The organism is Spirosoma horti (assembly GCF_054776595.1).
The window spans coordinates 847,312-870,098 of the sequence record NZ_BAAHBQ010000002.1 but is presented as its reverse complement, the minus strand read 5'-3'; the positions used below and the strand labels follow the sequence as shown (position 1 = coordinate 870,098).

Sequence of the window (22,787 nt, the reverse complement as noted above, 5' to 3'; positions counted from 1 at the left end):
GGTCTGACAGAGAGAAGACGCGGTTTAACAAGCTATATGTATCCGGCTATCCTATACGTCAGATAGCCAACCAGTTCCCGAACCAGGTAATACGAGTCGAAGAACGCAGATTCGTGCGGAAGCAGCCATTCACCAGGCAGGAATGAGCGTTGTCGGCTGATGAAACTACTGGCGAAGGGCGTTACCTGAACACCCTCTTTTTGAAAGCAACCTACCGCCCGACGCATGTGCCAGGCCGAGGTTATCAATACGCATTGGTTCGTTCTAAAACGCTTTCGAAGCAACTGAGCCGTAAAAAGTGCATTTTCGTGCGTATTCTTCGACCGATGCTCCAGCACAATATCGGTTGGGTTGACACCTGCTACGACCAGAAACTGAGCGGTCATTTCTCCTTCATCACTCGCCTGTTTGACTTGGATGGGCAGATCTCCGTTGCCACCACTAATCAGGATTTTTTGTACGGCTCCCGTTTTATACAGAAACAGGGCTTGCCCCACGCGATCGGTTTCCCGTCCCAGCAAAAAACGAGACGTGCCGTACTTTGTGGGTACGGATGCCGGGACTTCTTTCAGCGTGTTTATCAAGCTACCCGTGAGAACAACGGCGATCCGGTTCGTAGAGTCGGTTGAGGCAGCCAGCGTAGGCTGAATCGGATATTCCCACCACAAGGCCAGTTCATTCATCAAAAACGAATTGCCGAATACCCAGAAGATACTTATTGCGACACCAATCAGTCGACGTCGGGAATGCACTTTTTTTGCAAAAAAAGCCAGTAATAGAGTGGTTATGAGCCATCCAGCGGGCGTGAGCAGATAGGTAATCGTTTTAGAAAAGAAATAAAACATAGACTATAGTGGACATGGCAAGCGTTTTGATAGATAACAACCGTACCAGTAAAATACCGTAAATTTGACCCTATACTGTTGCGAAGATACGTACCACCCTGTATGAAAAAACTTCTTTTAGCCACCCTGTTTGGGTTAGCGTTACTTTCTCAAGCCCGGGCGCAATCCACTTCGTCAACGACCAGCGAAGGCTTTAAAATTACGGGTCGCATTAAGGGCCTGAAAGATACAACCTGCGTATTAGCCCATTATTTTGGCTCAACTCAGTACATTACCAAAGACACAGCCCGGGTAGATGGCGCAGGAAATATGGTTTTTGAAGGTAAAAAAGCCCTGCCTGAAGGCCTCTTCATTGTGGTGATGCCAAAGAAAGGATACATAGAGTTTCTGATGACCGACGACCAGCAGTTTACCTTTGAAACCGATACCGCCGACGTCATCAAAAACATGAAGATAACGGGATCTAAGGAAAACGAGGCCTTCTATGGCTATCAGCAGCAACTTGGCAAGCTGTCGGAGGAAGCGCAGGCGCTGAATACCCAGAAAAAACTACGTAATGACGCGGCTTCAGTTGCCATGGTCAACGAGCAGTTGGGCGACCTGCAAAAACAGGCAAACGAGCATCGAACAAAATTTCTCCAGGACAATCCGGGTACGTTTGCCGTTAAATTACTCAAAGCAACGGCCGAGCCCGATGTACCGCCCGCTCCTAAAGCCGCCAATGGCCGGCCCGACTCAGTCTGGGTATTCAACTATTTCAAACAGCATTTTTGGGACGACTATGACTTCGCCGATGAGCGCTTCGTTAGAACGCCCATTATGCAGCGCAAAATCGAGCGGTACATTAAAGAGCTAACTGTGCAGGTTCCAGACTCGCTCATTAAAGAAGCGGACTTTTTAGTCAACAAAGCCATAGCGGGTAAAAACAAGGAGGTCAAATACTACACGATTTACTACATCACCAGTCAGTATGAACAACCCAAGGTGATGGGTACCGACGGGTTGTTTGTGCACATGTTTGAGAAGTACTACAAGACGGGCGTGATGACTGTTTCCGATTCGTCGACCCTGAAGAGTATTGGCGAACGAGTCGCCACTATGAAGCCTAACTTAATTGGCAAAACCCTGGTTGCGCCCGTAATCAGCGATACTTTGCGTCGGCCAATTGCTTTTCAGAACATCAAAGCGGACTATACGGTTGTCTTCTTTTATTCTCCAACGTGCGGGCACTGCCGCGAGAGTGCGCCCAAACTCAAGAAATTTGCAGATGATTACAAAGGCAAAGGTGTGGAAGTCGTAGCGATTGCCATCGATCAGAATCCGGAGGACTGGAAAAAATTCATTAAAGAATTTAAACTCGGCAATGCTATCAACGGCTACGACTATTCTTTCCGCACCGACTATCGGCATCAGTATGATGTCTGGACTACGCCAACCGTATATGTGCTCGATAAGGACAAGAAAATCATTGCCCGCAAGCTGCCAGCCGAGCAAATTGAAGATTTTGTGCTGTTCCATAAACGGCAGCAGGCGTCTAAAAAGCCCGTTACTGCCTCGGTCAAGGCACCTGTGAAAAAGTAACGTGGAGGCCAGCCCCGGAAGGGCGACATCTTTGTAGCAATATAGGTGCCTAAAAGTTTTAGCCCCATCGGGGCGCCATCTGACTTTTTAGATGGTGCTCCGATGGGGCTAAAAAATGATTGTCAAATCAATGTCCCTACAAAGATGTCGCCCTTCTAGGGCTTATTAATCATAACGCACGTTACTTACCTCATCTTGGTCCGTTTCACCAGATAAGCCTGTAAAATCTGGTCGAAGCCTTGGGCGATATCGGCCTCGATGAAGTCAATTTTATACTGCCCACAGCGCATTTTCAATTCCTGAAAATAGGTCTTCACGGCTTGCTGGTACGTTTCACGCACCTGCCCTGGCTGGACTTTCACTTTCTCGCCCGTTTCAAGGTCGATAAATTCGTAGGGACGTTCATCAAACGCGAAATCTTCTTCCGTTTTTTTGTCCGTTACGTGAAACAGCAGCACCTCATGTAAATTATGACGCAAGTGCTGAAGGGCCGAAAACAGCGCGTCCGCCTTTTCGCTATTGTCGAACATATCGCTAAAAATAACGACCAGCGACCGTTTGTTAATCTTTTCAGCCACCTGGTGAATCACGTCGGCGGCTGATGTTTTGCGTAGTGGTTTGGGTTGCTGCATGAGCAGATCCAGTTGCGTGAACAGCTTATGCACGTGCGAAGGCGTTGACTTTACCTGTGTTTGCAGGTCGATCTGATCGGCAAACGTTGTCAGGCTGACAGCATCTTTTTGGCGTTGAAGCATATAAGCCAGACAGGCCGACGCCATAACGCTGAACGTCATCTTGCCGTAGTTGGCTTCCGGATAATACATCGACGATGATGTATCGATCAATAAATGACAGCGCAGGTTTGTTTCTTCTTCATAACGTTTGACAAACAGTTTTTCTGTCTTCCCAAACACTTTCCAGTCGATGTGCCGCGTGGTTTCGCCCGTGTTGTAGAGCCGGTGTTCGGCGAACTCCACCGAGAAGCCATGAAAGGGCGATTTATGAAGCCCAGTAATAAATCCTTCGACCAGTTGACGAGCCAAAAATTCGACGTTTCCAAACGAACGTACCTGGCCAAGATTAAGGGGCTGTTTCATATAAGGGTTTGTAGTTTGAGGTTTGACGTTGGCTGCCCCAGGAATAGTCGACTGCGCCAACAGCCAACGTCAAACCTCAAACTACAAACGTCAAACTAATATATAAAACGCAAAAAATGAACCGTTCGACATCTCAGGCAGGAATTGCACAGGGAAATATCGAACGGTTCTGATAATGCGGCTAAACCGACTTACATAACGGGTTCCAGCATAGGCTGAAAAGCAATGGGTGTTGTAAAAGCAGAAGGCGTCATGGCAATAGCCTGCCCTTTGCCAACAACCCGGAGCGATACATTAGCGATTCCTTTAGAAACCATGCCAAGTGCATGCGCTGCGGCAAGGGTAAGATCAATGACACGACCTTTAGAAAAGGGGCCCCGATCATTGATTCGTACAATTACGGACCGTTGGTTATCGAGGTTCGTCACCTCCACCAACGTGTTTAAGGGCAGGTGAAGGTGGGCACCTTCAAGGGATTCTGAGCTAACGCGCTCACCATATGCGGTCTTGCGACCATTGAACTTCTTGGAATAAAAAGACGCTTTGCCTTTCTGTATGAGGCTCGGGAGAGCCTCCGCCGGGTTTATGTTGCTAAAGAACAACATAAGGGACATGATTAAACTCATACAGCTCTTGGTTACGTGAAAAAAATAGGCGTAGGGCATGTCTAAAAGCTTTCTACATACCATCCGCCCCCAAAAAGTGCAATTCCTGTAAAACAAAGATAGTTTACACAGGCTTTATAACCAAGCATTTAGCCAAAAAACTGTGGAATGGTCTCCACAAACCCGCTCGTTTTTGAGGTCAAATAACCCCAAAATATATTTGAGAACATTTTTTTTGTTCTATCCTGATTGAACGTACTTTAGCGCCTGTGAACTGACTAAACCGACTAAATTGTGGACGAAAAAGACAGGGAAAAAATTTATTCAAAGCGGGTTCGGGCGGGCAAACGAACGTATTTTTTTGACGTTAAGTCAACCCGTACAAACGACTATTATTTGACCATTACCGAAAGTCGCCGGCACCCGCAGGGCGAAGGATTCGTCTACGAGAAGCATAAGATGTTCCTCTACAAAGAAGATTTCGATAAGTTTGTCGAAGCCCTGCAGGAAACGGTCGACCATGTCAAAACCGAACTTATGCCCGAAGTTGACTTCTCCCAGTTCGTTCAGCGCGAACGGGACGAACAGGACGACTTCGCCAGCGAATTAAAGTGGGAATAAAATAAATCTACACCGGATGACCGCGAGTGATTCCCTGACCGCTTACGAATGAACTAGACTTTACTGCCCGATTCCTTTACTCAACAAACCCGACTCTTTACTCACCGTGCCCTTAGCCTTCGGCCTATTAATGCCGAGGGCTTTTTTGCGGTCCGCCATTACGGTTGTATTTTTGTAAAAATCAATGATTGAATTTTGAATGATCGAATGATTGACTAGTTCGTTTATAGAACCTACTCTCTCATTTAGTCATTTAATCATTCACAATTATTTATGGGACTTCAATGTGGAATCGTAGGTTTGCCTAATGTGGGTAAATCAACCCTATTTAATGCAATTTCGAGCGGGAAGGCCGAAGCTGCCAATTACCCGTTCTGTACAATAGAACCTAACGTGGGCGTCGTGACGGTACCCGATGAACGCCTGGATGCACTCGAAGGACTCGTAAAACCCCAACGCGTCGTGCCAACTATCATTGAGTTTGTTGACATTGCCGGGTTGGTAAAAGGCGCTAGTCAGGGTGCCGGATTGGGCAACAAGTTCCTGGCGAACATCCGGGAAGTCGATGCCATTGTGCACGTTGTCCGGTGTTTTGAAGATGATAATATCGTTCACGTCGAAGGAAAAGTCGATCCGGTATCCGATAAAGAAATCATCGACGCCGAGCTCCAATTGAAAGATCTGGATTCGGTCGATAAAAAGATCCAGCGGATTGATAAAGCCGCTCGCGTGGGCGATGCCAAGGCAAAAGCCGAACTGGAAATCCTGAAACTTTACAAAACGGCTCTCGAAGCAGGTAAAAGTGCCCGCACGGTTCAGCTATCGCCCGAAGAAGCCGAAGCTGCCATTGGTGATATCTCGTTGATGACAGTGAAACCTGTTATTTATGTAGCCAATGTAGACGAAGGATCCCTGCCGAACGGAAATAAGTACTCGGATGCTCTTCGGGAAGCCGTCAAAGATGAAGGCGCTGAAGTGATCGTGATCAGCGCGGGTATCGAAGCGCAGATTGCCGAAATGGAAGATCCTGAAGAACGTGAACTCTTTCTGGGCGAATATGGCCTGACCGAATCGGGCTTGAGTAAACTGATCAAAGCCTCCTATAAACTGCTGGGCCTGATTACCTACTTCACAGCGGGCGTTAAAGAAGTTCGCGCCTGGACGATTCACCGGGGCTGGAAAGCGCCCCAGGCAGCTGGCGTGATTCACTCCGATTTTGAGAAAAAATTCATTCGGGCGCAGGTCATGAAACTCCCTGACTTCACACAGTTTAAAACCGAAGCGGGCGTTCGGGAAGCGGGCAAGCTGGCCGTCGAAGGCAAAGAATATGTAGTGCAGGACGGCGATATTATGGAGTTCCTCCACAGCGCCTAACCGTAAGGCGTTGGTGCGGCATTCCGACAGGATGTCGGAATGCCGCACCAACGCCTTACTTTCGTTTGTTTACCCCTACCCGACGATAGGCAATCAGTTGATCGGCGCGGGAGGCTGGCGGACGATGGTAGACAAATACTTCGTACTCATTTTCGGTGGATGAGAAGCTTCCTTCAATGAAGTTCTCATCCACTTTTGGTTGCGGCCCGGTTGTCGCAACAACATAGTCGTAATTGTAGACACCTTGTTTCAGCATCATCGTAGCGCGGTAAGCGCCCAGTAACGGGTCATACACCATCCGGTTTCGGTCCGTAAGTTGCCAGAAATTAAAGGCCCCATTAACGTACACATCGAACCCTGAAACTTCAGGTGTTTTGAGCGTAAAAACCGTTTCAATATAATCGGCATTGGTCGCGCCGTTGCCTGTTTCCCGGTGATCGATCACGAACTGGCCATTGAAATCATCACTTTGAATATAAACTCCGCGATTACGCGGCTGATCGACCTGCACATACGCAATGTTGCGGTCGGCGGGGCGGTCGATGCGGTCGATATAATTGGCGCGGGAAAGAATCGTTCGCGTATCGAAAAACCGGAATTCATTACCACCCGGCATGGTATTACTTAAATCAATCAATCGGTAGTCCAGTACCTGTTCGAACGCCTGCACGTTGGTTGGTCGAAGGCCCCGAATTTCCCGATCGTCGCGGTAGTTCTGGCGAATAACGACTTTAAAATCGTCCTGGGGCGAAATAACCTGATACCCCTTATAGTTCAGCGTCATATCAATTTGCTGATCACTGAACTGACGAGCCGGATTGGATGAAAAACGGACATCGGCCGCCACCGTTACCCGGTTCTGATACGTGCAGAACCGACGCGTAAACAGGATATTGTTCCGATTCCGCTCATCATAGACGACCAGCACATAATTACCGGGTAACTTCACCCGTGGCAGGATAAACCGGTAATGGTAATACGGAATCTTGGTATTGATCGAAATCTGGTAATCGGTTATCGGGTTGTCGTTGTATTCATACGTAAACTCAATATCGTTCAGGATTGACCGCTGCCAATCAGCATTGCAATGCATCAGCCGCGCCCGAAAAGAGCGGTAGTTAGCCGTCAGATCATCGAACTCAAGTTGTAAAGAAACGGCCTCATCGAGCGAAATAACGGGTGAATTAAGCGTTAACGCGGGGTCCAGTTGATTGGCACTGACTTGCGGAAACAGCAGTACGGTCTCAATCTTGGGGTCATAGATGTGATCAATCGGTTGAAGTGGCTGCGCCCACACAGGCAGCGCCAGCATCAGGCAGCACAAAACGGCAAAAATTCTGAAGGAATTACGCATCAATCTGTTTTTATTGTACCCTATTACTAACTGAACGCCATGACGCTGTCGGGATTATACACTCTTATCAACATTCGTTGACTCCAACTGTTGATAACCCCAGCGAAATGGCCTAAGCCTGTCGTTTACTCAACCAATAGCATCCATTTATGGTCAATTATAATCCAAAAGACTGGTTTCGGTTTATCATCACTTTCAACCGGGCCGATACCGTTCGAAAGCTACTACCCGTTTTGGTAGCCGTTGGCGTTTACTCGTTTACTGTCGTCTACATTATTGAGTTCATGGGACTGAGCGACAATGCTCATCTTAAGAATTTCTCGCTTATGCACACCCTGCTGAGCTTCGTTATTTCAATGCTGCTGGTGTTCCGTACCAACACGGCTTATGACCGCTGGTGGGAAGGCCGGAAATTATGGGGCGCTCTGGTAAACAACAGCCGGAATATGGCACTCAAAATGGACCAGCTTCTGGAACCTTCGCAAACCGAAGCCCGCCAGTTTTTCCGGGCCATGATTCCCAATTTCGCTTATTCGCTGAAAAATCACCTGCGTCAGCATACCATTGAACAGGAGTTTACGGAAAGTACATTATTTGGTGTCCATAACCTGCGCCTGACTGAGCATGTTCCTCAGCAGATTGCCCTGTCGCTTTTCGGGAAGATGCATGATTTACAACGACAGGGAATACTTTTACCTGAACACCTGCTGTTGCTGAATCCGGAAATTCAATCCCTGATGGACGTTTGTGGGGCCTGCGAACGGATCAAAAATACGCCTATTCCGTTTTCCTATAGCTCGTTCATCAAGAAGTTCATCTTTATCTATTGCCTTACGCTACCCTTTGGTTACGTGTCGAACCTTCACTTTCTGGTTGTGCCGCTGGTGGTATTCGTTTTTTATGTGCTGGCCAGCCTGGAAGTGATTGCCGAAGAGATTGAGAATCCGTTTGGCACCGATGATAATGACCTCCCGCTCGACACGATCTGCAAGGGCATTCAAAAGACCGTTACGCAGACATTTGACCACACCGAGCAGTTGGCCCTGACTGACCAACTGAGCCGAACGCCAAAGGGTTTTTCAGTTGAGAAATAAGCCGTTTATGTAGCTTGGCAGACCCCTCTTAGCCTTAAACCTCTTGATCCTGTGTAGGTTGTTCGCGGGTATGTTGTTTTTTTATGAGATCCCGTAAGCGGTCCTGGTGGTCATCACCCCACTGCCCCAACATAGTGATGATGGGCAGTAAAGACCGCCCAAAGTCGGTTAAGTTGTATTCCACTTTCAAGGGTATCTGCGGATAAATAGTTTTCGCGACAAGTTCGTGCTCTTCCAATTGCTTCAACTGCATGGTTAACACGCGGGGGGTGGCGGCAGGAATCTTTTTCTGTAATTCACTTGGCCTTATCGCGCCTTCAGCGATAAAGTAAAGCAGTCTGATTTTCCATTTTCCGTATAAAACTTCTGCCACCAGGTCGAGGCCACAATCTAGTGTAATGGGAATTTTACGGTCATGCATACGTCAACTAATTTGCTGTTTTGAACCTGTTTAATAGGGATAAATCTATCCCTATCTGAATCGATTTTCCCTACTTGTAGAGCCTGTCATTCGTATTGACCTTTGCCTGCTCAATCACGAAGTTATGACTATTGACAATGAATTATCAGGCAAAACAGTCTTGGTTACAGGTGGAACCAAGGGTACGGGAAAAGCAATAGCCGAACGATTAGCAACAGCAGGAGCCCGGGTAATCGTAACGGCCAGAAACAAACCTGAAGTACAAGATAATAACGTCCATTTTATCGCAGCGGATTTAAGTAAGCCGGCGGGTACTCAAAAAGTTATTGACGAACTGACAGACCGTTTCGGCGGTGTTGACATATTGATCAACAATGCTGGTGGTTCGGAAACACCGGGTGGCGGCTTTCAGGTTCTAACTGACGAACACTGGGAAGAAACCATTAACACGAACCTGCTGGCACCTGTCAGACTCGATCGGGGCTTGCTGCCCTACATGCTCAACAAGGCTGCCGGGGTAATCATCCATATCGCATCCATTCAGGGTAGACTTCCCCTATACGACTCCACCTTGCCTTATGCCGCAGCTAAAGCAGGGTTGGTCAACTATAGCAAAAGCCTGTCAAACGAAGTCTCCCCAAAGGGAGTACGGGTCTTAACAGTATCACCGGGTTTTATCCAGACAAACGCTGCCGAACGAATGATCGAACGGCTGGCAGAAAGCTCAGGGATTAGCATTGACGCAGCTTTACAGGGGCTAATGGATTCCCTGGGCGGAATACCGATGGGCAGACCTGCAAAGCCCGAAGAAGTCGCCGAATTGATTGCGTTTCTAGTTTCGCCCCGCGCGGCTTATTTATCAGGAACAGAATATGTAATTGATGGTGGAACAATACCAACAGTCTAGCCTTAACTGAAACACGTATGTCGACTACCCTAGTGCTCCCACAACTCATTGCAGCTTTAGTTGAAGCTCAAAACAAATATGATAGCCATAGCTATGCTGCCTTATTTGCCAACAACGCGATTGTACAGGATGAAGGTAAAGTATATAAGGGACCCGCTGAAATACAGCTGTGGAATGAAGAAACCAATAAAAAGTACCGGGTAACCCTGGCACCAATCGACTTCTCAACAAATGAGAAAGGAGGTATTTTAACCGTTATGGTATCTGGAAATTTCGCAGGAAGCCCGTTACCGCTCAAGTATAGTTTTACCTTTGAAAATGAGGCAATTAAAAGCTTAAGTATTGATGTTTAAGACGGCTGATTACTCAAACAAACCCAACTGCCCGGCGGGCCTGAACAACGCCGTACTTAACTCGGGGGGTTGGCGGTTTGCCAGGTATTTCTGGCAGGCGATCCGGTGCAATTGCGCAATGTGCCGGGCGTAGGCCCCCTCACCTGCCATGCGGGTCTTGAAACGGGAATCATTCAGTTGCCCGCCATGGCAATCGGCAATCTGATTCAGGATTCGGTCGGCGCGGTCGGGGAAGGCCTGCCGAAGCCAGTCGGTGAACAAAGGACCAAGCGCCCCATTCAGCCGGACTACGGTATAAGCCGCCCAGCAAGCGCCTGCTTCGGCGGCCTGTTCGATCAGTTTCGGAATCTCCTGATCGTTCAGGCTGGGAATAATAGGTGCCGTCATAACGCCAACCGGTACACCCGCCCCATGTAGCGCTTCCATCGTTCTCAACCGTTGTATGGCCGTAACCGTACGGGGTTCCATCAGTAACCGCAGGGATTCATTCAGCGTCGTGATTGAGATGGCGACGCTAACCAGATTGAGTTCGGCCAGCGGCTTCAGGATGTCCAGATCGCGGAGGATCAGCGCGTTTTTGGTGATAATTGATACCGGATTTCGGTAGCGCAGACACAGCGCGAGCAGTTGTCGGGTTAGCTGATAGGTTCGTTCGGCGGGCTGATAGCAATCCGTGTTTCCCGAAAAGTGAAGAACGGCTGGCTTATAAGAGCGTGCCTGAAACTCCTTCTCGAGCAAAGCTGGCGCGTTCTTTTTGACCATTATTTTACTCTCAAAGTCCAGCCCGGCCGAGAACCCCCAGTATTCGTGCGAAGGACGGGCGTAGCAGTAAATACAGCCATGTTCGCATCCTTGATATGGGTTGATAGAGGCAGAAAACCCAACATCAGGACTCGTGGACCGACTGATTAGTTGTTTGGGTGTTTCTTCGAAGAACTGGGTTTTTAACGATGATTCCGGAAAGTCATCGTCATACGACGCAGCCAGTTCATCTGGGTCGTATCGATGCGTCGAGAAAGAATTGGCTGAATTAAATTGCGCGCCCCGCCCTTTTTTGTAGTCTGCCATAATCGTACAAATAAAATATAATTATATTTCATTTGTACGACAAAGAATGAGATTATGGTTTATAGTTTGTGGTTTGTCGTTGGCTGACGCATCAATAATGCTATGCGTCAGCCAACGACAAACCACAAACTCATTCTTTTACGCTAACTTCTTCTCCCACTCTTCGGCTTCGAGCAGGGCATTTTCCCATTCATCCTGCAACTGATTGATTTGGGCCATGACGTGTCTGTATTCATCGTTTTTAGCCTGCATCAATTTATCGTCGCCATAAGTAGCTGGATCCGCCAATTCAACTTCGAGTTTCTTTTTTCGGCTTTCCAACTGTCCGATTTTCGTCTCAGCCTCTTCAGCCTGACGGGTCAGACTCTTATGAGTTTTCTGCCATTCTCGACGTTCGTCGTCGGAAGCCCGGCCGTTTGTGGCCTTCTGCCCATTGCCGTTCGACGACTGTCCGTTGGTAGCGGGTACCGGACTAGCCACGTGCTGCGTTTTCGGGTTTTCGACGGGTTGTTTGCCTGTGCCAATACCCTGCGCTTTGCGCTCTTCCTGCCACCACTCGTATTCATCATACGTGCCAGGATATTCTTTGATCTGCTCGTCTTCTATATACCAGATTTTGTTGGCGATCTGCGAGACAAAATACCGGTCGTGGGAAACCACCACATACGTGCCTTCATACTGTTGCAAAGCCTGAATTAGGATATTCACCGACTGCATGTCCAAGTGGTTGGTCGGTTCGTCCAACAGCAGGAAGTTCGCCTGAGAAAGCAATACCTTCGCCAGCGCTACCCGCGATTTTTCGCCCCCCGACAGCACTTTGATTTTTTTGAACACATCGTCGCCTGAAAACAGGAAGCAGCCGAGTACACCCCGAAGTTCACCATCCGACTTTGTTGGGTTAGCCTGCTTGAGCTCTTCCAGCATCGAATCCTCTACCCGTAGTGACTCAAGTTGGTGCTGGGCGTAGAAGCTAAACGAAACGTTATACCCCAGAACACGTTCGCCATTGATAGGTTCGGAACCCGAAATAATGCGCAACAACGTCGACTTACCGCGCCCGTTGGCACCAATCAGGGCAACTTTATCACCCCGTTCGAGCCGGGCCGTGGAGTTGGTCAGAATTCGTTTCTCTCCGTAAGCCTTCGAAATATTATCTAAATGCAGAATGTGCCGACCGGGTTGCTGGGAGAAATTGAATTTAAAATTGACCCGTGCACTGCTGTCGATCACATCATCGACAAGCTCCATCCGTTCGAGCTGTTTCACGCGGCTCTGAGCTTGTTTAGCCTTGGAAGCTTTTGCTTTAAAGCGTTCAATGAAGCGTTCCGTTTGGCGGATTTTAGCCTGCTGGTTTTCGAAGGCACCTTTCTGAATCTCGTTCCGCAGCGCTTTTTCCTCCATGTAATACGAGTAGTCACCCGCATAATAATTCAGCTTGGCACCCGACACTTCAACAATGGTATCCACCACGTTATCAACGAATTCCCGATCGTGGGAAACGACAATAACAGATCCTTCGTAATTCTGAACGTATTTTTCAACCCACTGAATCGACGGTAAGTCCAGGTGGTTGGTCGGTTCATCAAGCATCAGCAGGGATGGCTTTTCCAGCAGCAGTTTGGCGAGCATTACCCGCATCCGCCACCCGCCGGAGAACAACTTGAGTGGTTTGCTCAAATCGTCCGTTGAGAAGCCAAGGCCTTCCAGAATTTCTTCGGCTCTGGACTGGATCGTATAGCCATCGAGTGCATCGAATTCTTCCTGAGCCTTTCCTAATTTATCAACCAGATCATCCGTATAATCGGTCTCCATTTTGTGGAGTAGTTCCTCGATCTTGATTTGCAGTTCATTTTGCCGCGCAAATGCCTGCATGGCTACGGCGAGGATGGAATCGTCGGTCTGGTAGGACAGCAAATCCTGATTCAGGAAGCCTATGGACACATCACCCGCTTTGGAGATGATCCCTCCGTCGGGTTGATATTCACCATTGATAATACGGAGTAGTGTTGATTTGCCCGTACCATTGAGGCCGATCAGGCCGATTTTCTGGTTTGGCTTAATATGTAGCGAGGCATTTTCGTATAAAGCCCGGCTACCGAGGTAGTACGATAGGTTCGTAATGGAAATCATGGATGCAAATTTACCAAAAATAGAACGGATACTTGCGTTCTTAAATTCCACTCTATTATATTTGCATTCCCAAAAGCTGCTGCAGAGCAGTAAAAAGCCTCCTTAGCTCAGTTGGTAGAGCACTTCATTCGTAATGAAGGGGTCGTAGGTTCAAGTCCTATAGGAGGCTCCTGATCACAAAGCACTTAACAAAAATGTTAAGTGCTTTTTTGTTGGTTTTGCCTAGTGTTTGCCTGAACAAGCACATATGGGGTTTAAAGGCTACCCGTCAACTTTAGGCATAGACGAATTCCTTATTTCAGCATCCGATACTCATTGGGCGATTGCCCAACCCGTTGTTTAAATAGACGGATAAAATGCTGGGGATATTTAAAGCCTAGGTCATAGGCAATTTGACTAACCGACTTGGTGTGGTCGAAAATTCTCTCTTTAGCCACCTCAATCATCTTTGCCTGGATGTATTCCTGAGCGGACTGGCCCGTTTCTTTTTTAATCAGATCCCCAAAATAGTTAGCCGATAAGTTTAATTCACCCGCACAATACGCTACCGAAGGCAACCCAATTGTTTGTGGTCTATCCGTTTGGAAATAAGCATTTAACAGTTGTTCGAATCGCTCCAGAAAGCCTCTATGCACCGTATCACGGGTAATGAATTGACGCTCATAAAAACGGACGCAATAGTTCAGGAATAACTCAATAGTATTGATGATCAGCCGTTTACTGTGCCTATCGATGGCATTGTCTAATTCATAGTCAATTTTTGAAAAACAATCCAAAACGATTTTCCTTTCTCGTTCGGATAAATGAAGCGCTTCGTACGATTGGTAGCCGAAGAAGGAGTAGTCCTGAATATGCCGTCCAAGGGAAGTACCATGGATCAAATCAGGATGAAAAGCAACGGCATATCCTTTGGGCTGATACGGCTCTCCCGTGTTTTTGACTTTAACCACCTGTCCGGGGGCAATAAATACCAGCGTCCCTTCCTGATAGTCGTACGTATGGCGACCATACCGCAGATCCCCACATTTCACCTCTTTTAAAATGATGGTGTAGAAACCGAAATACAGGTTCGAGGCTTGCCTTGGAGCTGCCTTCGACAAGTCAACCACGCTTACCAACGGGTGACGTGTTTCATTGTTGTTGAGGACGTTATAATCGTTTATTGTCTCAAATCGCCGTGTATCCATGTCCTGGTTGATTATCTCTAGCCGAAATTACTGCTTTATGGGCCCTTTCCTCAATGGCTATATATTAATCAGTAATATTGGTAGTCATGTCCGTAATCTGTATACCGTTCAGACAAAAAAATACCCGGACCTTTGTCTTGTCAAATGAAGAAAGCGAGGCAAAAGGTCCAAAACTTAACTCACTAAACGGTAAAAACGATGCAAAAACGAATGTTAGGTCAGAGTGGCCTGGAAGTTTCAGCCCTCGGTTTGGGTTGTATGGGACTGAGTTTTGGATATGGCCCCGCTACTGACAAGCAACAGGCTATTAAATTAATTAGGACGGCTTTCGAACAGGGTGTCACCTTCTTCGACACAGCCGAAGCCTATGGGCTGGGTGCCAACGAAGAACTGCTGGGCGAGGCCCTGGAGCCGTTTCGGAATGAGGTGGTGATTGCTACCAAGTTTGGCTTCAAAGAAGGCCAACCCGCCTTAGGGACGGATAGTCGCCCCGAAAACATCCGAGCCGTTGCCGAAGCAGCCCTCAAGCGTCTTCGAACCGACGCAATTGACTTGTTTTATCAACACCGGGTAGACCCTAATGTTCCTATTGAGGAGGTTGCCGGAACGGTTAGCGCGTTAATTCGGGAAGGGAAAGTAAAGCACTTTGGCCTTTCCGAAGCGGGTGCGGGCACCATTCGACAGGCCCATGCCGTTCAGCCCGTAACGGCCCTGCAAAGTGAATACTCGCTTTGGTGGCGGGAACCGGAGAGCCAGATTCTGCCAACTCTCGACGAATTAGGGATTGGTTTTGTTCCTTTCAGCCCGTTAGGAAAAGGGTTTCTTACCGGTAAAATTGACGAAAACACGGCGTTTGATAAGACTGATTTTCGCAACATTGTTCCTCGTTTTTCCGAAGAAAATCGGAGAGCGAACCTGGGATTGGTTAATTTACTTGGCAGGCTTGCTCACGAGAAAAAGGCGACGTCGGCCCAGATAGCCCTGGCCTGGTTATTGGCACAAAAGCCTTGGATTGCCCCGATTCCGGGTACCACAAAACTGAATCGACTAGCCGAAAATAATGGAGCAGTGGCCATTATACTCAGTACAGATGACCTCAACGAAATCACTGAGGCTGTTTCAGCGATTGACATTCAGGGCGCCCGGTATCCCGAACAAATGCAGAAAATGGTAGGGCGTTAAGTCAATCAAATCAATTGTAGGCCAAAAAAGCCAGGCCAACACCTCCTTGAGCGACCATTCGTTTTGCGCAAATCCACCAGTAACTCGAGCCAGGAACACGGATGACGAATAAGGATGCGATTGTCCTGACCATTGCCCGACTATCTTTTCTTATTGTGCATAAATCTCTGATTTTCATAAAAAGAGCAGGGCTTTTCGTATAATAAGCTACTGTTTAACAGCCGAAATTTGTAGAGGTTATACGCTCGAAAAACAGCAAAGCTGTATAACCACATCCGTCTTATACATCAATCTGGGTATACATCTGGGTCTGGTCATACCAAGCCCCTATGCCCTTGAGGTAAGCGTTCCAATGCGCTGACTTATTGACACGAACGAATACCGATTAATCCCGTAAAACGGCACCACTATGGAAGAGTCAAACGAGTCGACGATTAGCCGGCGTGAAATGATTGCTGGAACAACCGCTGCAATTGCCGCTTTTACCCTGGCGAACGTGACGGGCACACAGGCAGCTCCGCATTCTGTTCCCCTGTCGCTGGCGAAGGTATCATTCACCGTCAATGGGCAGCCCCATAACCTGGAAATGGACACGCGAACGACCCTGCTTGATACCCTCCGGGAACACCTGCACTTTACGGGCACCAAAAAAGGCTGTGACCACGGCCAGTGTGGCGCGTGCACGGTACTCGTCAATAATCAGCGGATCAATTCCTGCCTATCGCTAGCCCTGCAGCATCAGGGCGATACCATCACCACCATTGAGGGACTGGGAACACCCGACAAGCTCCACCCCATGCAGGCAGCCTTCATCAAGCACGACGGCTACCAGTGCGGCTACTGCACCCCGGGACAGATCTGCTCGGCCGTAGCGGTGTTGAACGAAATAAAAGCGGGCATCCCCAGCCACGTCAGCGCCAGTCTGCTGGAAAAACCACAGGCCACCAACAGGGAACTGCGCGAACGGATGAGTGGCAACATCTGCCGCTGCGGTGCCTATTCCAACATCGCCGAAGCGATGACTGAGGTAGCCAAAAAAAATGCATAAGCCCTTAGTCATAGAGAATCATTATCAACTCATAGCCAGGATAATTAAATAAGGCCCCATGAAAACATTCACCTACGAACGCGTTCAAACGCCCGTCGAAGCTGCTGCTGCTGCGGCCCGAACGCCGGGGGCCAAATTCCTGGCTGGGGGCACTAACCTGCTCGATTTAATGAAGCTGGAAATTGAAGCGCCACAGCATATTATCGATATTGGTAAAATTGGCCTCAATACCATCGAATCAACCCCGGCTGGAGGCCTGCGCATTGGGGCACTGGTGAGCAATACGGATCTGGCAGCTCACCCCATCGTCCGCCGGGATTATGGGCTGCTGGCCAGAGCCCTGCTGGCGGGTGCATCGGGGCAGTTGCGTAACAAAGCCACCACCGCCGGTAATCTGTTGCAGCGAACCCGTTGTCCTTATTTTTACGATACCAACCAGCTTTGCAACAAGCGCGTGCCCGGCAGCGGGTGTGCGGCCATTGCTGGCTTTAGTCGGCAACTGGGCATCATCGGTACCAGTACCTCGTGTATCGCCACCTATCCGGGCGACATGGCCGTGGCGATGCGGGCCCTCGATGCGAGCGTAGAAACGGTAAAAGCCAACGGTGCCAAACGCACCCTTTCGCTGGATCAGTTTTACCGCCTGCCGGGTCAAACTCCGCACCTGGAAACGACGCTGGAGAAAAACGAGTTGATTACCAGTGTCGTCCTGCCGCCCCCGGTAGGAGGGGTGCAGATCTACCACAAAGTACGCGACCGCAGTTCCTACGCTTTTGCCCTGGTCTCGGTGGGGGCTATTCTTAAGAAAGATGGCACAAGCCGGGTGTCTGTTGGAGGGATAGCCCCCCGCCCCTGGCGGATTGAGTCGGCAGAACCACTGCTGCCATCCGGGGCGAAGGCCTTTACCACCCAATTGTTGAAGGGAGCCCGACCCACGAAAGAGAACGAATATAAGGTAGCCTTGGTCGAACGAACCCTGGCAGCCGTTTTAAACGAAGCCAACCACTGACATGAAATTTGAAACGCCTGCCGGAACCAACCCAATCGACCAGCTTAAGGTCATTGGCAAACCAACCGACCGCATCGAAGGCCCCCTGAAAACAACAGGAATGGCTAAATACGCCTACGAGCACAACGACGCCGTGACGAATCCCGCTTATGGGTACGTAGTGGGCGCGGCCATTGCCAAAGGACGCATCAAGGCAATCGACCAGACGAAGGCTAAGGCCGCGCCCGGTGTACTGGCAATCGTAACGGCCGCCAACGCCGGACCGCTCAAGCCGGGTCAGTTCTACGTCGACCGGCTGCTGGCCGGACCAGACATCGACCATTATCACCAGGCTGTCGCCGTGGTGGTGGCTGAGACGTTTGAGCAGGCCCGTGCAGCAGCGTCGCTTCTGAAAATAAGCTATACCAAAGCCAGAGGAGCCTTTGATCTGGCAGCCGCCAAAGACTCGGCACCCCTTATCAAGCAGGGGCAGTTCAGTCCACCCCCAACAACGAACGTCGGTGATTTCGACGGTGCGTTTGCATCGGCCCCGGTCAGGCTGGACGAAACCTACACCACCCCCGATCAGACCCATGCCATGATGGAGCCTCACGCGACCATTGCTAAGTGGGATGGGGATAAGCTGACGTGCTGGGCATCCATTCAACAAATCAACTGGGGCGTTCGTGATATAGCCACGGTACTGGGTATCCCGAAAGAAGATGTCCGATTGATATCAACCTTTATTGGTGGCGGCTTCGGCGGTAAAGGTACCGTCTTGTCCGATATCATCGCGGCTTCACTGGCGGCACGGGCCGCGGGCCGACCCGTAAAAGTAGCCCTGCCCCGGCCGCTGATTATGAATAACACGACCCACCGCCCGGCGACCATCCAACGCATCCGGATCGGAGCCACCCCGGACGGAACCATCACGGCCATCGGGCACGAAAGCTGGTCGGGTAATTTGCCGGGCGGAATATCCGAAACGGCCACCGCATCGACCCGGCTACTGTACGCGGGAGCTAATCGGTTTACCCAACTCCGGTTAGCCGTTCTCGATCTGGCCGAAGGAAGTGCCATGCGCGCACCGGGGGAAGCTACGGGCATGATGGCCCTGGAAATTGCCATGGATGAAATGGCCGAGAAGCTGAAGATGGATCCGGTGATCTTCCGCATCAAAAACGACACGCAGGAGGACCCCGAAAAACCAGGTCGCAAATTTTCGTCCCGTAAACTGGTCGAGTGCCTAAAAACCGGGGCTGAGCAGTTTGGCTGGACTAAGCGGCCGAGCAAACCCGGCACCGTCCGGGAGGGGCAATGGCTGATCGGGATGGGCGTGGCGTCGGCCATTCGGGGGGCACCCGTTATGAAGTCGGCGGCCCGTGTGCGGCTGAACCGGGAGGGTATCGTGACGGTCGAAACCGATATGACCGATATCGGAACAGGCAGTTATACCATTATTGCGCAAACAGCGGCCGAGATGATGGGCATTAGCCTGGACAAGGTCGTCGTCAAACTAGGCGATTCGACGTTTCCCGAATCACCCGGATCGGGTGGGCAGTGGGGAGCAGCTTCGGCTACGTCGGGCGTCTATGCTGCCTGCGTTAAACTGCGCGAAGCCGCAGCCAGTTCGTTGGGAGTCAGTATTGGGGAGGCCGAGTTCGTAGGTGGACAGGTGCGCGCGGGCAACCGCAGCTACCCATTGGGCGAGGCCGCCAAAGGTGCCGAACTCGTCGTCCAGGATGAGATGACGTACGGCACCCTTTCCAAAGAATACGCGCAGGACACTTTCGGCGCTCATTTTGTGGAGGTGGGTGTGAACCGCTATACCGGTGAGATCCAGGTCAGGCGAATGCTGGCGGTTTGTCATGCCGGACGTATCCTAAATCCCAAAGCCGCCCGCAGCCAGGTCATCGGGGCCATGACGATGGGCGTGGGCGCGGCTATGATGGAAGAACTCGTGGTCGACAAACAGGTTGGTTTCTTTGTCAACCATGACCTGGCCGGTTACGAAGTGCCCGTACACGCCGATATTCCGCATCTGGAGGTCATTCTGCTCGAAGATCTCGACCCCACCATGTCGCCCATGAAAGCCAAAGGGATTGGTGAGCTGGGGCTGGTAGGTGTCGCAGCAGCGGTCGCTAACGCTATCTATAACGCCACGGGTATCCGGGTTCGAGAGTACCCCATTACCCTCGACAAACTAATTGATAAGCTCAGCCTCAATGCCTGATGCAAAACGATACAGAAAGATTTCTTCAGTGTTCCCGATGGGGTGGGTTATTACCCGATAAAATGAGAATCAAAGCAAGTGATTCGGAAAGGCGACGTGGTCAAGTGTCCGCCAAATGTGGTTCAGTGGCCCGGAGCCAGCCCTGGCCGTAAAATCACCCACGTCTATAGTATTGCGAATATCGAAAACGCATCATCAACTGGTTATAGCCTGTTACGAATGCGGAATACAATTAGAAATAAGTAGTCGGGGCTTTTCAGTCAATCTGTTGAATTATGTCAATTTTACACCTTCAGACATTCATTCTGTTCAGTTTATTCTTTAGCAAAACGTGCCCAATGAACGCGCAAACCAAATCCTCGGACCCATTAGATGCCAAACAGCGGACTATCGTACCCATTTCGGCGCTGACGACCACAGGTGATATGCCGAAACTCAGGCAGGCACTAAACGCCGGACTTGACGCGGGCCTGACGATCAATGAACTAAAGGAAGTACTCGTTCAACTATATGCCTATTGCGGCTTTCCCCGTAGTTTGAACGGCCTCAATGCGTTGATGGCCGTTGTTGACCAGCGAAAGGCTGCGGGCAAGATTGACCTGGTTGGTAAAGAGGCTACGCCAATTGACCAAACGGCCGATAAGTACGCCGTTGGCAGGAAAACGCTGGAAGTTCTGATGGGCAAACCAGACAATACGACCCAGAGTGGTGCAAGTGCCTTTGCTCCGGTAATCGACACCTTTCTGAAAGAACATCTATTTGCCGACATATTCAGCCGCGACGTACTAACCTATCGCCAACGGGAACTGGTAACCATTTCGTGTCTTGCCAGTATGGTCGGTGTTGAATCTCAGCTGCAGTTTCATATGGGAGCCGGCCTGCAGGTAGGCCTCAGCGAAGGGCAACTCAAGGAACTGATTTCACTGATTGAAACCAGCGTCGGCAAACAGCAGGCCGATACCGCTCGGCAGGTACTGGCCAACGTGCTGAGCGGACGCGAGTCGAACAAATAATGTTCAGGCCGTTAGTATAAGTGATCCAACCTGCTCTGGCCAACCGATTAAGGCACTGGAAGGAGAACCGGGTATAGAACTAACTCAGGCTGGTGCTCTTTTCTGACTAAGTCGATATCCGCCAACACCGCATCGAGGGCGGCAAGTTGGCGTGAATGTCGGAAAACAGGGCAATTTTCAGGCGTGTTTTTGAACGGCTTTTGTGTAGTAAGGGGCAAACTTTTTCTCTTGTTTCAGAGCAAAGTTGACCATTAGGATCAGCACCGGCACTTCAATCAGCGGGCCAACCACAGCGGCAAAGGCAGCCCCGGAATTAATACCGAAAACAGCGATGGCCACCGCAATCCCCAACTCGAAATTATTGCCCGCTGCGGTGAAGGCCAGCGATGTGGATTTAGCGTAATCGGCTCCGGCCCGTTTCGAGAGATAAAAGGCCGAAAAAAACATGATCGCAAAATAGATCGTCAGCGGAATGGCGATGCGTACTACATCGAGTGGAATAGACACGATCAACTGCCCTTTGAGGCTGAACATGACGACGATGGTGAACAGCAGCGCGATGAGCGTTATGGGGCTGATAGCAGGTAGAAACCGTTCCTCGTACCACTGGCGGCTAAAGAGCCTCGTGAGAATGATGCGCGAGAAAAGCCCCAGCAGAAACGGTACACCCAGATAGATGAAAACGCTCTGAGCCACTTCGCCAATGGTAATGTTGACCGTGTAGCCTTTCAGCCCGAACAAGGGCGGCAGCACCGTGATAAACACGTAGGCATAGACCGAATAGAACAGCACTTGAAAAAGGCTGTTGAAAGCCACCAGGCCAGCTGCATACAGCCGGTCCCCTTTAGCCAGATCATTCCAGACGATCACCATGGCAATGCAGCGGGCAATGCCGATCATAATCAGACCCGTCATGTATTCGGGTTTATCGGGCAGAAAGACGACCGCCAGGCCGAACATCAGCAGCGGGCCGACGATCCAGTTCTGAACAAGAGAAAGACCCAGGATTCTGGTGTTGGCAAACACCTTCGGTAGCTCGCTGTAACGCACCTTCGCCAGGGGCGGATACATCATCAGCACCAGGCCAATCGCCAGGGGTATATTTGTGGAGCCGGAATTAAACTGATTGATGAAACCCTGCGACTGGGGGATGAAATACCCGATACCCACGCCAATCAGCATGGCCAGGAAGATCCACAGCGTTAGAAAACGGTCGAGGAACGACAGACGGGGCGAATTCATAGTTGATTCTGGGTTAACGTGCGTTTCATGACAAGGGCCGTAGACGGACACAGATCACTGAACTGTCGCGTTTGCTGGATGGACATGGGCACATGCTGCCGATCGACCACCTGAAATCCGTGTCGCTGGAAATAACCGTGGGCCGTGGTAGTGATCAAGTACACGTCATCCAGCGCGTTGGCGTTGTCCAGCAATTGATTGACTAGGTTGGCTGCAACCTGCTGGCCTCGATAGTGCGGAGCAACAACCACCGAGCGCAGAAGCCCAACGCGGTCAAACCGTTCCAAACCAGCGACCCCTATGGCGTTGCCCGCTTCTTTTGCGATCACAAAGTCAGTTAGATCCGCTGGCAGATCATCGGTCAGTAACTGGCCCTGTTGCAGCAAGGCTATGATTGCATCCCGATCGGCTGGGCGGGCGTTTTCGAGTTGTACGATCATGGGG

21 protein-coding genes and 1 tRNA gene are annotated in these 22,787 nt (G+C 50.0%); 12 read left to right on the top strand and 10 right to left on the bottom strand.

Annotated elements, in window-relative coordinates; genetic code table 11:
* Positions 1-32 precede the first annotated feature (32 nt).
* A complete protein-coding gene (locus ACYVAM_RS07550; RefSeq protein ID WP_461065499.1) occupies positions 33-845 on the bottom strand; it encodes a YdcF family protein in 813 nt (270 codons plus the stop codon).
* 102 nt (positions 846-947) lie between these two features.
* On the opposite strand from ACYVAM_RS07550, the gene ACYVAM_RS07545 reads away from it, so the two are divergent.
* Positions 948-2,426 carry a thioredoxin-like domain-containing protein gene (locus ACYVAM_RS07545; protein WP_461065497.1) on the top strand — a complete coding sequence of 493 codons (1,479 nt, stop codon included), beginning with the start codon at positions 948-950 and terminating at the stop codon, positions 2,424-2,426.
* Positions 2,427-2,611: 185 nt separating this feature from the next.
* On the opposite strand, the gene ACYVAM_RS07540 is transcribed toward ACYVAM_RS07545, so the two are convergent.
* Positions 2,612-3,523: a DUF58 domain-containing protein gene (locus tag ACYVAM_RS07540; RefSeq protein WP_461065496.1), complete on the bottom strand. Its 912-nt coding sequence runs from the start codon at positions 3,521-3,523 to the stop codon at positions 2,612-2,614.
* A gap of 191 nt (positions 3,524-3,714) precedes the next feature.
* Positions 3,715-4,149: a septal ring lytic transglycosylase RlpA family protein gene (locus ACYVAM_RS07535; RefSeq protein ID WP_461065495.1), complete on the bottom strand. Its 435-nt coding sequence runs from the start codon at positions 4,147-4,149 to the stop codon at positions 3,715-3,717.
* Between the two features lie 273 nt (positions 4,150-4,422).
* Here ACYVAM_RS07535 and ACYVAM_RS07530 point away from each other — a divergent pair, with 273 nt between their 5' ends.
* Both ACYVAM_RS07530 and ychF read left to right on the top strand, forming a co-directional pair.
* On the top strand, positions 4,423-4,749 hold the full coding sequence (locus tag ACYVAM_RS07530; RefSeq protein ID WP_461065494.1) for a DUF3276 family protein: 327 nt from the start codon (positions 4,423-4,425) through the stop codon (positions 4,747-4,749).
* Positions 4,750-5,022: 273 nt separating this feature from the next.
* Positions 5,023-6,123, top strand: a complete 1,101-nt coding sequence (ychF, locus tag ACYVAM_RS07525; protein WP_461065492.1) for a redox-regulated ATPase YchF — start codon at positions 5,023-5,025, stop codon at positions 6,121-6,123.
* A gap of 55 nt (positions 6,124-6,178) precedes the next feature.
* Here the strand turns inward: ychF and ACYVAM_RS07520 are convergent, their stop codons facing one another.
* Positions 6,179-7,435: a type IX secretion system plug protein gene (locus tag ACYVAM_RS07520; RefSeq protein ID WP_461065691.1), complete on the bottom strand. Its 1,257-nt coding sequence runs from the start codon at positions 7,433-7,435 to the stop codon at positions 6,179-6,181.
* 191 nt (positions 7,436-7,626) lie between these two features.
* On the opposite strand from ACYVAM_RS07520, the gene ACYVAM_RS07515 reads away from it, so the two are divergent.
* On the top strand, positions 7,627-8,571 hold the full coding sequence (locus ACYVAM_RS07515; protein ID WP_461065490.1) for a bestrophin family protein: 945 nt from the start codon (positions 7,627-7,629) through the stop codon (positions 8,569-8,571).
* 34 nt (positions 8,572-8,605) lie between these two features.
* Here ACYVAM_RS07515 and ACYVAM_RS07510 read toward each other — a convergent pair whose 3' ends face one another.
* Entirely contained in the window at positions 8,606-8,992 is a 387-nt protein-coding gene (locus tag ACYVAM_RS07510; protein WP_461065488.1) for a winged helix-turn-helix transcriptional regulator, read from the bottom strand.
* A 124-nt stretch (positions 8,993-9,116) separates the two neighbouring features.
* On the opposite strand from ACYVAM_RS07510, the gene ACYVAM_RS07505 reads away from it, so the two are divergent.
* Together ACYVAM_RS07505 and ACYVAM_RS07500 are read left to right on the top strand one after the other, a co-directional pair.
* Positions 9,117-9,899: an SDR family oxidoreductase gene (locus ACYVAM_RS07505; protein WP_461065486.1), complete on the top strand. Its 783-nt coding sequence runs from the start codon at positions 9,117-9,119 to the stop codon at positions 9,897-9,899.
* 17 nt (positions 9,900-9,916) lie between these two features.
* Complete coding sequence (locus ACYVAM_RS07500; protein ID WP_461065484.1) at positions 9,917-10,252, top strand: nuclear transport factor 2 family protein; 336 nt, start codon at positions 9,917-9,919, stop codon at positions 10,250-10,252.
* A 9-nt stretch (positions 10,253-10,261) separates the two neighbouring features.
* On the opposite strand, the gene ACYVAM_RS07495 is transcribed toward ACYVAM_RS07500, so the two are convergent.
* Together ACYVAM_RS07495 and ACYVAM_RS07490 are read right to left on the bottom strand one after the other, a co-directional pair.
* Positions 10,262-11,320: a PA0069 family radical SAM protein gene (locus ACYVAM_RS07495; RefSeq protein ID WP_461065482.1), complete on the bottom strand. Its 1,059-nt coding sequence runs from the start codon at positions 11,318-11,320 to the stop codon at positions 10,262-10,264.
* Between the two features lie 138 nt (positions 11,321-11,458).
* Complete coding sequence (locus ACYVAM_RS07490; protein ID WP_461065480.1) at positions 11,459-13,450, bottom strand: ABC-F family ATP-binding cassette domain-containing protein; 1,992 nt, start codon at positions 13,448-13,450, stop codon at positions 11,459-11,461.
* Positions 13,451-13,546: 96 nt separating this feature from the next.
* On the opposite strand from ACYVAM_RS07490, the gene ACYVAM_RS07485 reads away from it, so the two are divergent.
* Positions 13,547-13,619 (top strand) — tRNA-Thr (locus tag ACYVAM_RS07485).
* A 124-nt stretch (positions 13,620-13,743) separates the two neighbouring features.
* Here the strand turns inward: ACYVAM_RS07485 and ACYVAM_RS07480 are convergent.
* Positions 13,744-14,637, bottom strand: a complete 894-nt coding sequence (locus tag ACYVAM_RS07480) for a helix-turn-helix domain-containing protein (RefSeq protein ID WP_461065478.1) — start codon at positions 14,635-14,637, stop codon at positions 13,744-13,746.
* A gap of 198 nt (positions 14,638-14,835) precedes the next feature.
* Here ACYVAM_RS07480 and ACYVAM_RS07475 point away from each other — a divergent pair, with 198 nt between their 5' ends.
* From ACYVAM_RS07475 to ACYVAM_RS07455, 5 genes are all read left to right on the top strand, one after another.
* A complete protein-coding gene (locus ACYVAM_RS07475) occupies positions 14,836-15,819 on the top strand; it encodes an aldo/keto reductase (protein ID WP_461065476.1) in 984 nt (327 codons plus the stop codon).
* Between the two features lie 409 nt (positions 15,820-16,228).
* The gene (gene paoA, locus ACYVAM_RS07470; protein ID WP_461065474.1) at positions 16,229-16,867 is read left to right on the top strand and encodes an aldehyde dehydrogenase iron-sulfur subunit PaoA; all 639 of its coding nucleotides are present in this window, start codon (positions 16,229-16,231) and stop codon (positions 16,865-16,867) included.
* A gap of 58 nt (positions 16,868-16,925) precedes the next feature.
* A complete protein-coding gene (locus tag ACYVAM_RS07465) occupies positions 16,926-17,876 on the top strand; it encodes an FAD binding domain-containing protein (RefSeq protein WP_461065472.1) in 951 nt (316 codons plus the stop codon).
* Position 17,877: 1 nt separating this feature from the next.
* Complete coding sequence (paoC, locus tag ACYVAM_RS07460; protein WP_461065470.1) at positions 17,878-20,088, top strand: aldehyde oxidoreductase molybdenum-binding subunit PaoC; 2,211 nt, start codon at positions 17,878-17,880, stop codon at positions 20,086-20,088.
* A 275-nt stretch (positions 20,089-20,363) separates the two neighbouring features.
* On the top strand, positions 20,364-21,101 hold the full coding sequence (locus ACYVAM_RS07455; RefSeq protein ID WP_461065468.1) for a carboxymuconolactone decarboxylase family protein: 738 nt from the start codon (positions 20,364-20,366) through the stop codon (positions 21,099-21,101).
* Between the two features lie 177 nt (positions 21,102-21,278).
* Here ACYVAM_RS07455 and arsB read toward each other — a convergent pair whose 3' ends face one another.
* Together arsB and arsN2 are read right to left on the bottom strand one after the other, a co-directional pair.
* Positions 21,279-22,343, bottom strand: a complete 1,065-nt coding sequence (gene arsB, locus ACYVAM_RS07450) for an ACR3 family arsenite efflux transporter (protein WP_461065466.1) — start codon at positions 22,341-22,343, stop codon at positions 21,279-21,281.
* Complete coding sequence (gene arsN2 / locus ACYVAM_RS07445) at positions 22,340-22,783, bottom strand: arsenic resistance N-acetyltransferase ArsN2 (protein ID WP_461065464.1); 444 nt, start codon at positions 22,781-22,783, stop codon at positions 22,340-22,342. The genes arsB and arsN2 overlap by 4 nt, the downstream gene beginning before the upstream one ends.
* Between the last annotated feature and the right edge of the window lie 4 nt (positions 22,784-22,787).

Bases quoted from the DNA above. Each gene is read 5' to 3' on its own strand.
- ACYVAM_RS07550 (WP_461065499.1), bottom strand. From the start codon at position 845: ATGTTTTATTTCTTTTCTAAAACGATTACCTATCTGCTCACGCCCGCT.
- ACYVAM_RS07545 (WP_461065497.1), top strand. From the start codon at position 948: ATGAAAAAACTTCTTTTAGCCACCCTGTTTGGGTTAGCGTTACTTTCT.
- ACYVAM_RS07540 (WP_461065496.1), bottom strand. From the start codon at position 3,523: ATGAAACAGCCCCTTAATCTTGGCCAGGTACGTTCGTTTGGAAACGTC.
- ACYVAM_RS07535 (WP_461065495.1), bottom strand. From the start codon at position 4,149: ATGAGTTTAATCATGTCCCTTATGTTGTTCTTTAGCAACATAAACCCG.
- ychF (WP_461065492.1), top strand. From the start codon at position 5,023: ATGGGACTTCAATGTGGAATCGTAGGTTTGCCTAATGTGGGTAAATCA.
- ACYVAM_RS07520 (WP_461065691.1), bottom strand. From the start codon at position 7,435: ATGCTGGCGCTGCCTGTGTGGGCGCAGCCACTTCAACCGATTGATCAC.
- ACYVAM_RS07515 (WP_461065490.1), top strand. From the start codon at position 7,627: ATGGTCAATTATAATCCAAAAGACTGGTTTCGGTTTATCATCACTTTC.
- ACYVAM_RS07510 (WP_461065488.1), bottom strand. From the start codon at position 8,992: ATGCATGACCGTAAAATTCCCATTACACTAGATTGTGGCCTCGACCTG.
- ACYVAM_RS07505 (WP_461065486.1), top strand. From the start codon at position 9,117: ATGACTATTGACAATGAATTATCAGGCAAAACAGTCTTGGTTACAGGT.
- ACYVAM_RS07500 (WP_461065484.1), top strand. From the start codon at position 9,917: ATGTCGACTACCCTAGTGCTCCCACAACTCATTGCAGCTTTAGTTGAA.
- ACYVAM_RS07495 (WP_461065482.1), bottom strand. From the start codon at position 11,320: ATGGCAGACTACAAAAAAGGGCGGGGCGCGCAATTTAATTCAGCCAAT.
- ACYVAM_RS07490 (WP_461065480.1), bottom strand. From the start codon at position 13,450: ATGATTTCCATTACGAACCTATCGTACTACCTCGGTAGCCGGGCTTTA.
- ACYVAM_RS07480 (WP_461065478.1), bottom strand. From the start codon at position 14,637: ATGGATACACGGCGATTTGAGACAATAAACGATTATAACGTCCTCAAC.
- ACYVAM_RS07475 (WP_461065476.1), top strand. From the start codon at position 14,836: ATGCAAAAACGAATGTTAGGTCAGAGTGGCCTGGAAGTTTCAGCCCTC.
- paoA (WP_461065474.1), top strand. From the start codon at position 16,229: ATGGAAGAGTCAAACGAGTCGACGATTAGCCGGCGTGAAATGATTGCT.
- ACYVAM_RS07465 (WP_461065472.1), top strand. From the start codon at position 16,926: ATGAAAACATTCACCTACGAACGCGTTCAAACGCCCGTCGAAGCTGCT.
- paoC (WP_461065470.1), top strand. From the start codon at position 17,878: ATGAAATTTGAAACGCCTGCCGGAACCAACCCAATCGACCAGCTTAAG.
- ACYVAM_RS07455 (WP_461065468.1), top strand. From the start codon at position 20,364: ATGTCAATTTTACACCTTCAGACATTCATTCTGTTCAGTTTATTCTTT.
- arsB (WP_461065466.1), bottom strand. From the start codon at position 22,343: ATGAATTCGCCCCGTCTGTCGTTCCTCGACCGTTTTCTAACGCTGTGG.
- arsN2 (WP_461065464.1), bottom strand. From the start codon at position 22,783: ATGATCGTACAACTCGAAAACGCCCGCCCAGCCGATCGGGATGCAATC.